The organism is Azospirillum sp. TSH20 (assembly GCF_003115935.1).
GTDB lineage: Bacteria > Pseudomonadota > Alphaproteobacteria > Azospirillales > Azospirillaceae > Azospirillum.
This window is the reverse complement of the sequence record NZ_LGQU01000122.1, coordinates 15,945-29,081: the sequence shown is the minus strand read 5'-3', so window position 1 is coordinate 29,081 and position 13,137 is coordinate 15,945. Positions and strand designations below refer to the sequence as shown.

General features: G+C 67.7%; 10 protein-coding genes and 1 rRNA gene. 1 reads left to right on the top strand and 10 read right to left on the bottom strand.

Translation table 11 applies throughout. The features are described from left to right. Window positions 1–85, top strand: a 23S ribosomal RNA gene (locus TSH20_RS29145); the annotation flags it as partial. Between the two features lie 148 nt (window positions 86–233). Here TSH20_RS29145 and TSH20_RS29140 read toward each other — a convergent pair. From TSH20_RS29140 to TSH20_RS29095, 10 genes are all read right to left on the bottom strand, one after another. Next, window positions 234–1,340, bottom strand: a complete 1,107-nt coding sequence (locus TSH20_RS29140; RefSeq protein ID WP_109156396.1) for a GNAT family N-acetyltransferase — start codon at window positions 1,338–1,340, stop codon at window positions 234–236. After that, window positions 1,337–2,341 (bottom strand): NAD(+) synthase, encoded by a 1,005-nt coding sequence (nadE, locus tag TSH20_RS29135; RefSeq protein ID WP_109156397.1) that lies wholly within the window; start codon window positions 2,339–2,341, stop codon window positions 1,337–1,339. Before nadE ends, TSH20_RS29140 begins: the two co-directional genes overlap by 4 nt. Before the next feature lie 55 nt (window positions 2,342–2,396). Continuing rightward, window positions 2,397–4,463 (bottom strand): asparagine synthase (glutamine-hydrolyzing), encoded by a 2,067-nt coding sequence (asnB, locus tag TSH20_RS29130; RefSeq protein WP_109156398.1) that lies wholly within the window; start codon window positions 4,461–4,463, stop codon window positions 2,397–2,399. Between the two features lie 71 nt (window positions 4,464–4,534). Then, on the bottom strand, window positions 4,535–6,127 hold the full coding sequence (locus tag TSH20_RS29125; RefSeq protein WP_109156399.1) for a class I adenylate-forming enzyme family protein: 1,593 nt from the start codon (window positions 6,125–6,127) through the stop codon (window positions 4,535–4,537). Window positions 6,128–6,190: 63 nt separating this feature from the next. Next, a complete protein-coding gene (locus TSH20_RS29120; protein WP_085083499.1) occupies window positions 6,191–6,484 on the bottom strand; it encodes an acyl carrier protein in 294 nt (97 codons plus the stop codon). 345 nt (window positions 6,485–6,829) lie between these two features. Beyond that, on the bottom strand, window positions 6,830–7,759 hold the full coding sequence (locus tag TSH20_RS29115; protein WP_109156400.1) for a polysaccharide deacetylase family protein: 930 nt from the start codon (window positions 7,757–7,759) through the stop codon (window positions 6,830–6,832). 78 nt (window positions 7,760–7,837) lie between these two features. Continuing rightward, complete coding sequence (locus tag TSH20_RS29110) at window positions 7,838–9,007, bottom strand: glycosyltransferase family 4 protein (RefSeq protein ID WP_211099761.1); 1,170 nt, start codon at window positions 9,005–9,007, stop codon at window positions 7,838–7,840. Between the two features lie 378 nt (window positions 9,008–9,385). Next, window positions 9,386–10,588, bottom strand: coding sequence for a glycosyltransferase family 4 protein (locus TSH20_RS29105; RefSeq protein ID WP_109156401.1), 1,203 nt, complete (start codon window positions 10,586–10,588; stop codon window positions 9,386–9,388). A 24-nt stretch (window positions 10,589–10,612) separates the two neighbouring features. Continuing rightward, window positions 10,613–11,578 carry a glycosyltransferase gene (locus TSH20_RS29100; protein ID WP_109156402.1) on the bottom strand — a complete coding sequence of 322 codons (966 nt, stop codon included), beginning with the start codon at window positions 11,576–11,578 and terminating at the stop codon, window positions 10,613–10,615. A gap of 85 nt (window positions 11,579–11,663) precedes the next feature. Then, complete coding sequence (locus TSH20_RS29095; RefSeq protein ID WP_109156403.1) at window positions 11,664–12,977, bottom strand: O-antigen ligase family protein; 1,314 nt, start codon at window positions 12,975–12,977, stop codon at window positions 11,664–11,666. Window positions 12,978–13,137: the final 160 nt, after the last annotated feature.

The window sequence follows — 13,137 nt, the reverse complement described above, 5'->3', positions numbered from 1 at the left end:
CAGACCATCACGTCGATAGGAGGCATGTGGACGGGCAGCAATGCTCGAAGCTAAGCCTTACTAATCGCTCGATCGGCTTGATCTCACCGGGCGCCATGCACAGCGGTAAGCCGCTTCATGGACGATCTGAAGACGCATCCCGTCACTTGAAACTCGATTTTATCGCGAACAGCGAAAAGGCCGCCTCCCGTATGGGAAGGCGGCCTTTTCGCGTCTGGAGTGTCGGTTTTCGCCTACTCGCCCAAGCTCTTGAATCCCATGTCGCTGTCGGCGACGGTGACGAACCAGTTCTTCGCATCGCCGACCGTGCCGGCAAGCTCCGGCTGGTCGAGCGCCGGCCGCACCATCATCCGGGTCGGCGTGCGCAGGCCGTTCTTCAGGCACAGGAAGCCCATCATCGACAACGGCCGCGCCGCCTGGGCATTCAGCGTCCGGCACATCAGCGCAACCATGCCCTGCCGGCGCGCCAACTCGGTCATCAGCGAGAAGGCCGCCACCAGCCAGCCCGGCCGGGCCAGATAATCGCAGACCACGCCGACCGGCTCGCCCTTCCAGTAGTCGACCCGCAGCACGACATAGGCCAGCACGGTCTCGCCCCGCATGACGTAGAAGCGGCGGAAGCGGTCGGCCTGCGGCGTGAGGTCGAAGCGCCAGTTCAGGAAGGCCCAGTCGCGCCGGGCGATCACCGGATGCTGCGCCGAGGCCGCTTCCCACAGGTCGTCGACGCGGTAGTCGAAGCGATCGATCTCCACCAGCCGGGCGCCGAGCAGCTTGGCCGACAGCCCGTAGCCCATGGAGGCGGCGGCCAGCGCCGGCTTGCCCACCCTGGCGACCAGCTTGGCCAAGCCCCCGCCATACGGGCTGACGCGCAGGCAGCGCAGTGGATCGATCACCCGCAGATAGGTCGGCACATTGCCGAGATCGAGCCAGCCGCCGCGCTTGTAGGACTTGTAGGCGGCTTCCGTCATCGACAGCGATACGGCGAGGTCGCCGGCCGCGGAGTGGGTCTCCGACAGGGCGGGACCGACGCCGCGCAGGCGCCATTCCGGGGCGACCATCAGGTCGATCGCCCAGGAAGCCCGCCGGTTGCGCTCGCCCACCTTCAGGGCGAAGGGGATGCCGCCCTGCTGGCCGACCACAGCGCCATTGCGCTTGCACAGCCAGAGCTGCGGTCCCTCATGTTCCCGCTCCGGCGGTTCCTCGAACAGCCAGTGGAAATGGTCGGGACACAGCTGGATCGCCTCGGCACCGAAATGCGCGCGCTGGAAGCTTTCCAGTGCGGCATGGTCGCCCGGTTCATACCGGGCGACGCCACGTTGCTTCCAGTCGATGACGCTCATGCCTCATCCCCGACGGACACCGGCTGCACCAGATGGGCATCGCGCAGGATGCGGGCCGACGTGCGGCGCTTGGCGGTGATGTCCTTGTAGACGCGGTGGACCTGCGGAACGGTAAGGTTCAGCGCCGCCGCGGCCTCTTCTTCGCTGGCACCCCGACCATAGGCGCAGAGCGCCAGGTCCAGCTTGTCGTAGGGCAGGGCGTAGTAGAACTCCTCCTGCGACTGCGGCAGGGTGTAGGTGTCGGTGCTGGGCGACTGCGCCTGGATCTCTGCCGGCAGGCCGAGATAGGCCGCCATCTGGTAGACCTGCGACTTGTACAGGTGGGCGATCGGCTTCAGGTCGGCCAGACCGTCACCGCCACGCACGAAGAAGCCCAACTCGTACTCCAGCCGGTTCGGCGTGCCGAGCACGGCGTAGTTCAGGCGGTCGGCGTGGGTGTATTCGACCGTCTTGCGGATGCGCTGCTTCAGGTTGGTGGCGGCGACGACGTCGAGATAGACATCCACCGGCATGCGGCTGGTCTGGCGCTCGCCCTCGGGCGATTCGACGGTCAGGGTGAAGTAGTTGACGCGGTCGGCGTCCAGCAGGTTGCCGGCCAGACCGATCTTCTGCTTCCAGCCCGGGCCGAATTCCGGGAACAGCCGGCGGATGGCGTTGTCGCGCCGTTCGTAGCAGCCCAGCGCCTCCAGCGGGCCAGTGATGTTCTCCATGACCGGGGTGACGCCGAGATGCTCGCAGAGCAGGGTGCCGAGGCGGGTGCTCTTCGGCGAATTTTCCTTTTCCGGCATCAGGATGCACTGCACGCGCTCTGGCCCCAGGGCGCGGACGGCCAGCGTGGCGCAGACCGAGCTGTCGATGCCGCCGGACACGCCGAGCACGATGCCCTGGCGGCGCAGATCATGGGCGACGATGCGTTGGATGGCGTCTTCGATCTCGCGCGCCGCGGACGCGCAATCCAGATCGAGGGCCTTGGAGTCGAACGAGGACAGGGCGTTCAGCATGGTCACGGTTCCCGATGGGGGTTGATGCATCGTCGGTCGGAAAGAATCGCGGCGGTCAGGCCGCGGTGGGCTGGGCAATGGGCTGTGGTGTGGCGGTCCGGGCGTCGCCGGTCAGGTCCTCCAACGTTTGGTCCTCCAGCACGTGAATTTCGGCACGATCCAGGGCGGCCCGCTGGTCGCGGATGCGCTGGGGCAATTCGTCGTGGACGTAGTGGGCGAGGATCTGCAGGGTCAGCGTGCCGACCAGCGCCATCTCCTCCCGCTCGCCGGCCATGCGGCCGTTCTGGCGGTGGGCCTTGTCGGCCAGCGCCGAGACGGCGTCGATGTCGGTCAGCCCGTAGCGGGTGAGCGCTTCCGGCGACAGCAGGTCGCGGACATAGTCCGGGGCGTCGTCGCCGAACAGGGCTGTGGTCATCGGTGCGCGATAGGGCCGCTTCGGCCGCTGGAAGATCTCGGCCGGCAGATGGCGGGCGGCCAGCCGGCGCAGGGCCAGCTTGTCGCGCAGCCCCAGCATCTTCACCCGGTCCGGCAGGGCGGCGCACAGGTCGTCCACCGCCGGGTCGAGGAAGGGATAGCGGACCTCGATGCTGTTTGCCATGGCGACCCGGTCACCCTGGGCCGACAGCAGATAGGGGGTCATGAAGGTGGCGATCTCCGCCCACTGGCTGCGCGCCAGCGGCGACCAGCGCGACCAGCCGTCCGGCAGATGGGCCGCCACATGCGCCTCGAAGGCCGCATCGTCGGCGGTCGCCTGGACATCGGCCGACAGCAGGCGCTGCGACCATGCGGTGTTCCGCCAGCGGGTGCGGTGGGCGTAGAAGGTCTCGTCGGTGTCCAACATCCCGCGCTTGAAGAAGGCCTGCCACAGCGGGCTGTCCTTCTGGCCGTTGACGGCGGCGAAGGGATGGACGCGGCCCAGCAGCTTCGGCCGCGCCTTGCTGCCGGGCTGGCGCGCCCAGAAGCGGCGGACCTTGTCTTCCTTGAAGATGTCGTAGCCGGCCAGCCACTCGTCGGCACCCTCGCCGGACAGCACGACGCGGATGCCGCTCTCGCGCACCAGACGCGACAGCAGGAACAGCGGGGCGGGAGCGGTGCGGACCAGCGGCGCCTCGCCGTGGCGGATGACGTCGGGCAGGGCTGCCTGGATGTCCTGCGGGCTGCACAGGATGTCGTGATGGTCGGTCCCGACATGGCCGGCGACCAGCCGCTGCTGCGGCGTCTCGTCGAAGCCGGCATCGGTGAAGCGGACGCCGAAGCTGTGCATGTGGGTGGTGTCGAGCTTGCGGGCCAGCGCCGCGATCACCGAGCTGTCCAATCCGCCGCTGATGTAGACGCCGACCGGCACGTCGGCGCGCAGCCGCAGGCGGATGGCGTCAAGCAGCTTCTCCTCCAGCCGGTCGGCTGCCTCGTCCAGCGACAGGTTGGCCAATGACGGGTCGGTGACGAAATCGGGCTGCCAATAGCGGTCGACATGCAGCGCCAGCGTCGAGTCGACGCGGATGGCGGTGGCCGCCGGCACGCTCTCCACCCCGGCGAAGACGCTGCCGTGCGGCGCGGTGCTCCAGTGGGTGAAGACCTGGGCGAGGCTGGCCGGATCGAAGGCAGGCGTCACCCGGCCGCCGCCGAACAGGGATTTGGCCTCCGACGCGAAGACCAGATGGTCACCGCGGCGGGCGTAGAACAGCGGCAGGATGCCGAGCCGGTCGCGGACCAGCCACAGTTCGCGCCGGGTGGTGTCCCACAGGCAGATGGCAAACTGGCCGTTCAGCTTGGCCCAGGTGGCGGGGCCGTATTCCTCGAAGGCGTGGACGATCACCTCGGTGTCGGTCTGGGTGTAGAAGCGGTGGCCGCGCGCCTCCAACTCCCGCCGCAGTTCGACATGGTTGAAGATCTCACCGTTGAAGCTGATCCAGAGGGTGCGGTCCTCATTGTGGATCGGCTGGAAGCCGCCGGCCAGACCGACGATGCTGAGCCGTGCATGGGCGAGCCCGATCCGGTCGTCACGGTAGAAGCCGTAACCGTCCGGGCCGCGGTGCCCCAGCATGGCGATCATGCGCTTCAGCTCGTCCAGACCGGCGGGTTCGGCACGCGATCCTGCGAGAACTCCGGCGACACCACACATGAGCGTGCTCTCTGTCCTGGGGTGGGTGTTCTGGTGGTGGTGTTCGGGGGTGGGAAGGCTTTGCCCCCTCCCTAACCCTCCCCCGCTGCGCGGGACAGGGGACTGCTGCTGCTGTCGGACGCGCGGACCTCCTCCACCAACTCTGCTCGCCGGATCTTCCCGGAGTCGGTCTTGGGCAGGCTGTCGCGGAACTCGATGAATTTCGGGACGAGGTGGCTCTCCAACCGGCCGCGGCAATGCTGCCGGATGGCCGCCTCGGAGATGGCAGCACCCTCGCGGGGAACGAGGAACGCCTTGACCGCCAAGCCGTCGGCCTCGTCGGGGACGCCGATGACGCAGGCCTCCAGCACGCCGTCCAACTCGTACAGCGCGTTCTCGACCTCCTTGGGGCTGACCTTCTCGCCGCGGCACTTGAACACGTCGTCCTTGCGGCTGACGAAGTACAGGTGCCCCTCTGCATCCTGGGTGAACAGGTCGCCGGTGAACAGCAGGGTCTCGCCTTGCGGACCACGACGCAGGCGCCGGGCGGTTTCCTCCGGCCGGTTCCAATAGCCGCGCATCACGTTGGCGCCGCGTACCACCAACTCGCCCACCTGGCCGGGGGGAAGGCGGTTGCCCTCCTCGTCGGCGACGAAGGCTTCGCAATTCGGGATGGAACGGCCCACCGAGGTCGGCTTCAGGTCCAGATCGGCGGGGTCGAGCGTGCTGATGCGGGTGCAGCACTCGGTCATGCCGTACATGGAATGGAAGACGGCATGCGGGAAGCGCTCGCGCAGCCGGCGGAGATGAGCGGCCGGCAGCGGGGCGGCGGCGTTGGTCAGATAGCGCAGGCTGTCGAGGTCGGCGGTCTTCGCCGCCTCCAGCCCCAGCAGGGTGGAGAAGACGGTCGGGACGCCGGGCAGGCCGGTGACCCGGTGCTGCACCATGCGTTTCAGCGTCTCCATCGGGAAGGCGAAGGAGCGCTCCAGCACCAGGGTGAAGCCGACGCGGGCGCCGGTCAGCACCTGGGACAGGCCGTAACCGAAGGTCAGCGGCAGCACGCACATCACCACGTCGTCGGGGGTGTTCCCCAGATAGGTCGAGATCGACCAACTGGTGTTGACGTAGTTGGCGTGCGTCAGCATCACGCCCTTCGGCCGGCCGGTGGTGCCGGACGTGTACATGATCGCCGCCAGATCCTGGTCGATCAGACCGGGGTCGACCGGCTGGCGATGCGGAGCAGCCAGGGCATCGGCATAGAGCAGACCGGTGGCACCGCCGGGCAGCCCGGCGCCGACCCACAGAACCGCCGGCGGCGTTTCCACCGCCTCTAGCGCCGGCAGGACCTGCCGGGCCAGCGCCGCCGGGGCAATCAGGACCCGGACGCCGGCATCGGCCAGCAGGTAGGTCAGCTTGTCGGCCTTGGTCGAGGGGTTGACGGGCACGAACACGCCGCCGGCCTTCAGCGTGCCGAACAGGCCGGCGACATATTCAATCGAGTTCTCCAGCATCACCGCCACGCGGTCGCCGCGGGCGATCCCGGCCGACTGGAGCGCACAGGCGACGGCGTCGCTCTCGCGGTCCAGCTCGGCGAAGCTGCGGCGGACATCCCCGGCGATCAGCGCGGTGCGGGAGGGATCCCGCCCGGCCGTCTCGCTGAGGTACTGGTGAACCAGATGGGCCATGGAACTGTCCTTCTTGCCGTCGCCCGGCTTTTGGCCGTATCCGCCGTCGCTGGTCCCGCAGGATCAGGCGGCGTTGCGGAGTTCCTGCTTGCGGTCGACGAAGCTGGCGATGCGGTCGACAGACTCCAGGTTGTCGGCGATCATGTCGTCATCGTCGACCGCGATGCCGAAGCGCTCTTCCAGGAAGGCGACGACGTGCATGATGCCGGTGCTGTCGATGATCCCCGACTCCAGCAGGGATTCGCTGTTGTCGAAGCCGGAGTCCTTGCCGAGCAGGAAATTCTCCACGATGAAGGCGCGGATTTCCGGCAGGGCGGGAGCGGTCAGGGTCGTGTCGGTCAGGGTGGCGGTCCGCATGTCTCTGAAAACTCCTGCTGGGTTCGGTCGACGTGGGTTCGGTCGAAACGATGTCTAACGAGGTCTGTCGAAATGGGGTCGGCGTGAACGGGGCCGGGTGGCTCGCGGGGGCGATCTCAGGGGTATGGGGGCGTGGGTCCGGCCATCCCTTGTCATGTGTCCCGCGGTGGATCGGCTCCTTGTTTTCGCATTCGCGTGATATGCAATTTTATTGTGATGGAGGCGGTGGTTTGCGAGGGCTCAAAGGATAGGAGTGGATTGAAGTCTGTGGTTAGCCACTCTGTTGTCCGGTAATAGGGCTTGTCGCTTGCCTCTAGACATTAGGCTTGGCGCGGCCGGTCGCGGTCATACGCCCGCCGACTTGGGTTTTGCCATCGAGCCTGCCCATTCGGGCGTCACCCCGCCGGCCGGGCTGTCGGCGGCGGCCTTGCGCTTGCGCAGCCAGGCCGGGATGCCGGTCAGCTGGACGCTGAGCCAGTCCACCGTCGCGTCGTCGGACACCGGGAAAGCCTTCAGGCGCAGCGGGTCGGTGGAGGCGTCGTTCCAGCCGGGGTCGATGGTGCGGGCGGTGCGGTATCCGGCACGCCGGATCTCCTCCACCTCGCGGTCGCTGAAATCGCCGTTGGGGAAGGCGAAATGGCGACAGGGCCGGCCCAGCGCCTCCTCCAGTTCGCTGCGGCACAGCGCGATCTCGTCGGCACAGCGGCCGTCGTCGCATTGCAGCAGGATCGGGTGGGTGCGGGTGTGGGCGCCGTAATCGGCGACATCGGTCATCCGCGCGATCTCGTCCCAGGTCATCGCCTGACGGTCGGCACCGTCGCTGTCGGGATCGTCGCCGGCCTCCGCCAGCAGGCGGCGGCGTTCGGGATCGGGCACCCGTTTCAGCCGCTCCACCCCGATGCCGTCGGCGGCGGCGGTCTTCCACCAATAGGGGCGGGCGGTGCCGACGATCTGGCTGCAGAGATAGATCGTCGGCCGCAAATCGAACTCGCGGAACAAGGACGCCAGCGCCGTGTTGTTCCGATGCCCGTCGTCGAAGGTGATGACCAGCGGATAGGCCGGCAGCTTGTCCCAGCGGCCGGTTTCCATCGCGGTGGCCACGGCATCCAACGTGGTGAAGCCGTAATGCTTGGTGTACCAGCGCAGATGCTCGCGCAGCACCTCAGGGGCCGGGTCGTGATAGACGACGATGGTGACGGCGTGCCGCGCCTTCAGGAAACGCTGCATCGCACCGAATCCCGACCAGCGCACCAGATTGGCAATGGCGTTTTTCATGGTGCCCCCTCCTTCATGTCGATGCTCCCGGTCCCGGCCGCGAGCGGTCCGAACCGGAAGCGGCCTGCCGTGTCCGCGTCAGCCAGTCGTGCTTTTCGTATGGCCCGCCGGTCCGGAGGCCGGCACCGGTCCGGCGGGAACGGCAGGCTTCGTGGTCAGGTTGCCGCGGGCGTTGCGGCGGTAGATCTCCAGCAGACGTTCGCGGAAGACGGCGACGTCGAACTGGCGCTCCCACCGTGCGCGGGCGCCGGCGCTCAGATTGCGGCGCAGGTTGCGGTCGTCGATCACGCGGGCCAGCGTGTCGGCCAGCGCGGCGACATCGCCCGGCGGCACCAGCAGCCCGGTCTCGCCGTCGGCGATGGCGTCCGGAACGCTGCCGACCGGGGTGGCGACGATGGTCAGTCCCTCCGCCATCGCCTCCAGCACCGACATCGGCAGTCCTTCGAACATCGAGGGCTGGACCAGAACATGGGCGTTGGCCAGCTCGCGCCGGCAGCCGGCCTGATCGAGCCAGCCGGTGAAGCGTACGCGGTCGGCGATGCCGAGATCCGTGGCGAGGCCGCGGTAGGTCTCCAGATCGCCGTCGCCGGCGATGGTGACCTGCCAGTTCCGGTCGCGGCAGGCGGGGGAGGCGAGCGCGTTCAGCAGGACATCGATGCCCTTCAGCTTGATCAGCCGGCCGAGGAACAGCAGGCGCACCGGACCGGCGAAGCCTTCCTCCGCATCGTCGCGCACCGGCGGGGAGACCGGACCGGGCACGGCGTTGTGCAGCAGGGTGGTGCGCTGCCGCGTCTCCGGCCCGAAGGCCTCCGCCACCCAGTCGCGCCAGAATTCGCCCAGAACGACGATCTCGCTGGTCATCGCCATCATGCGGCGGATCGCCCAGCGCATCAGCGGGCTGCTGTCCTTGAAGTGTTTCGGGAAGCGTCCGCCATGCAGGTGCAGGACGACCGGCACGCCGAAGCTGCGGGCCATGGCGATCAGGATGCCCTTGCGCAGGACACTGCCATATTCCGCCATATGGATGTGGACGAGGTCGGCCTTGCCGGCGGCGAAGCAGCCGGCGAGACGGGCGGTCGCCCGTGCGAAATAGAGGGGCATCAGGTGGAATTTGCCGGGACCGTAGCTGTCGACCACCTCGAACTTCACGTCCGGGCAATTCTGCCTCAGGTCGGTCGTGAAGTTGTCGACCACACGTCCCATTCCGCCTTTCTCCTGCGTGCCGCCGGGGGAGACGATATAGATCATGTCCGCTCCTGATCCTTTCCCTGCCCGCCGTTCCTGCGTTGCGCCCCGGCTTTTACCGTGTGACGACCGTCCTTCGACGGCTGCGGCGGGCTTGTTATGCTTTTGGCGTCGGTCCCTTATCGGCTCGTTCTTCATGCCGTACAGGGAGACGCTTGGTGATGCGGCCGGTCGACCGCCGCCGTCTGGATCATGCCGCTGCCGAAGGCCGGGCGACGTCCACGAGCAAGTTTACGCGATACGTCACCCGCACGCTGTGGAGCGACCGAACGGGTTGGCTTGCCGGTATGGTTACCCAACCTGTGCATGTACACCTTCCTTACGGTCATACCCGCCATGATTGTTTTCCAGACCGATCATCGAGGTGGCCATGACTTTGGATCATCGCCGTTTGGAGGCGGTGGCGGCCGATCCGGCCAGCTTGTCCAGCTCCCCCGACAACTCGGCGCCGCTGCGGTCCAACTCCTGGTAGATCGCCAGCAGGGACTTGGCGTAGGCGTCGATGACGAACTGCTTCAGGAACAGGCGCCGGCCGTTTTCCGCAAGGCGGCGGTAGAGAGCCGGGTCGTGACCGACCTGTATGACGGCATCGGCCAGCGCCTGCGGATCGTTCACCGGGATGATCCGGGCGGTCTCACCGTCGGTCAGCACCTCCGGGATCGAGCCGACCGGCGTGGTGATGACCGGCAGTTGCGCCGACAGCGCCTCCAGGATCACCATCGGCAGCCCTTCATGGGTGGAGGGCAGCAGCAGCATGTCGTGCGAACGGATGTGCGCATGCGCCTCCTCCCGGCCGATCCAGCCCAGGAAGCTGCAGTTCTCCGCGATCCCCAGTTCGGCCGCCATCGCGCGATAGCCGTCGACGTCGCCGCCGCCGCCGATGGTGATCCGGAAGGGCTGTCCGCGCTCCTTCAGCAGCGCGCCGGCGCGCAGCAGCGTGCCGATGCCCTTGCGCTCCGACAGGTTCGCGAGCACCAGCAGGGACAGGACGGCGCCCGGCTCCGGCGGCGCGGGCGGGCCGAGGTCGGCGCCGACATCGGGCACGGCGTTGTAGAGCACCCGGATCTTGTGGGGGTCGGTGTGGACCGACTGGACCAGGAAATCGCGCCAATTGTCGCCCAGCACCACCACCCGGCCGCAGCGGTTGAACAGCCAGCGGCTGATGGCGCGGGCGAAGATGCCGCCCTCGAAGAATTCGACGAAGGACGCGCCGTGCAGGTGGACCACCGTCGGGCAGGACATCAGCCCCGCCACCGCCTGGACCGCCGCCTTGCGCAGGAAGCTCGCCCGCTCGGACACGTTGATGTGCACGACGGAGGCTTTGCGACGCGCCAGGATCCAGGCCATGCGCGTCAGGGTCATGCCGAGATATAAGGGTGACAGCAGAACGCTACCGGTGCCGCGTGTATCGAGGATGATGGATCGGGTCGTGCCCGACTTGTCGAACTGGTCGACCACGTAACCCGTCATGCGGCCGATGCCGCCGCCGCCGTCGAGTGCACCCGGCGTCGCGAACACGATCGCGATCCGGTGGGATGCATCCGGCAGGCTTGCGGGGATACGGCTGTCGTTTGTGCTGTCCATAAGCGTCTGGGTCCTTTTTCGTGCTCAGGCGGCGTCGGACGCGGAGAACAAGGCTTGCCGCAGGCGGCGGCGCAGACCGACCGGCATCAGCGAATGCATGGTGAAGGTGGCGAGCGCCATCGGCGTCGGCTGCCCGTCGCGCAGCGCGGAATTCAGGATGCGCCAGCGCGTGCCGGCGGTCCGGGCCGCCTGCTCGCCGCCGGTCGCCTGCAGCAGCAGGCTGGCATAGGCGCGCGGCGACAGGTGGTCGCGCATCGACTCCGCCCATTCCAGGGCGTGGTTGATGTTGTGGCAGGTCGAAAGCGTGACGCGGTTGTTCTCGGTGTAATGGACGGCCATCACCTCGGGGATGTGGACCAGGGCCACGCCGTCGATCCGGCCGCAGGTGATCAGCCATTCCCAGTCGTCGAACCGGGATTCGGGAATGGGGTTGCGCAGCAGCAGCGCCTTGGGCGCCAGCAGCGTCGTGGTGGGGGCGAAGGTCTCGCCCTTGAACAGGCCGCGGCGGACGAACAGGTAATCGCCGATGGCATCGGCCGGGGTGGCGAGCCGCCGCGGCCAGGCGAAGGTGCCGCGGGCGGTCACCACCTGGCAGCGGCAGCTGACGATGGGAAGGCGGATGCCGGCCGGGCGGGCGGCCATCTGCAGCGCCACCTTTTCCGGCATCCAATGGTCGTCGTCGTCGAGGAAGGCGATCCAGTCGCCCTGCGCGCTGCGCACCCCGATGTTGCGCGCCTCCGCGGCGCCGTGGTTCGTCTCGAGCTCCATCACGGTCAGCCGTGGATCGGCCAGCGTCGCCAGATGGGAGGCGGTGGCCGGATCCGGCCCGTCGATCACCACGACGACGTCCAGGTCCCGATAGGTCTGGTCGAGAGCGCTGCGCACCGCCCGCATCACCATGTCCGGGCGATTGCGGGTGGGGATCACGACGGTAACCTTTTCATTGCTCGCCGGGTGGTAACTGTTCGCCGGTTCTTTCTTCGGGCTCATGGGTCTGCCTTCGGTCGAAGCAAAATGGGAAGGGTCGCTGGGAAAGGGGCCGGGGGCCCGAAATCGATGGTCGTCAGGTCCGTGGCTAGAGCGCACGGCTCTGGCCGGCATAGGCGGGGGCGACGCCGGCGGGCGCATGCCGCCGCAGCCGATGCTGCTCCTCCGCCCGGTCGTTCAGCAGGCGCTGCCAGCGGCTTTGCTGGATCAGACGGACGACGGCGATGGTGGCGATCACCCAATTCATGGAATGGCGCTCGGCGAACACGCTTTCCGACACCGAAACCGCCAGCAGGGCGCAGCCGACGGCGAAAGCCCAGGCGGCCTCGGCCCGGCTGCTGCCGTAGCGGGCGGCGAAGAAGCCCTGGAACAGCATGCGGCTCAGCACCACCAGCACCAGCGCCACGCCGACGAGGCCGAGGTCGAGCGTCAGCTCCAGCCAGCCGCTGTGGGCCGAGGTGATGCCCCAGTCGCGGGTGAAGCTGGCGCCCGGTCCATTGAAGCCGAACCAGTAGGCGGCATAGCCGTAGCCCAGCAGCGGCCGTTCGGTGACGGACTGGACGATGTGCTGCCACAGCACGGTGCGGCCGGTCAGGGTCGGGTCGCGGCCCAGCGCATAGAGCACGTCGTACCAGAAGGTGGCGCCGGCCGTGACCATGATGACCAGGAGGGCCGTCAACAGGGCCATGGTCGGGGCGAAGTTGCGGATGCTGCCGCGCAGCATCGTGGTGGACAGCAGGGCCACCGACACCAGGACCGAGGTGACCAGACCGGTGCCGGAGCGGCTCATCACGATCAGCAGCATCGCCAGCAGGATCAGCGGCCGGGTGACCCAGCGGCTCTGCTCCTTCTGCCAGTCCAGCCAGACCAGTGCCAGCACCAGCCACACCATCATGCGGCCGGTCACGTTCTTCTGGAAGAACACGCCCTTCCAGGCGCCGACATGCTGGGTGCTGTCCAGCCCGATCGTGGGCATCGCGAAGATCATGAAGAAGGACACGAACATCAGGAACGACAGCCCGACCACCAGCAGCCGCATGATCTCCGGGAAGCGGAAACGCAGGGCGAGCCAGATGCCGAACACCGTCGTGAACATGAAGGCGATCGACCGGCGCAGCGTCACGTCCGGAAACAGCGACCACAGCGCGGTCAGGAAGGCGAAGGCCATCATCGCCGTCAGCGCCGGGCTGGCGAAGGGAATCTGGAAGGCGATGCCGGGCCTGAGCGCGATGGCGGCGAGCACCAGCAGATAGAGGCCGCCATAGAGGACGGTGACGCCGGCGGACTCAAGATCGCCGGCCAGAGGGTCGCCGCCGGTCAGCATCAGCGGAAGCACGGAGCCTCCGAAAGCGATGATGCCGATGACGGCGATGCTCTTTTCCAGAAAATCCAGGACTTTCATCGGCTTTCCCTTGCTGCCGTACCGCGTTCGGCTGTGCAGACCTGAAGATGCGGTTGGCACCCCCCTTCTCGTAGGCGGGCGGTGGCATTAGACCGAAGGAGGCCGGACCCGAAAGGGGTAGCCGCTTTCGCCCGCCCCCCTTCCTTTGCCGGCCGGAAAA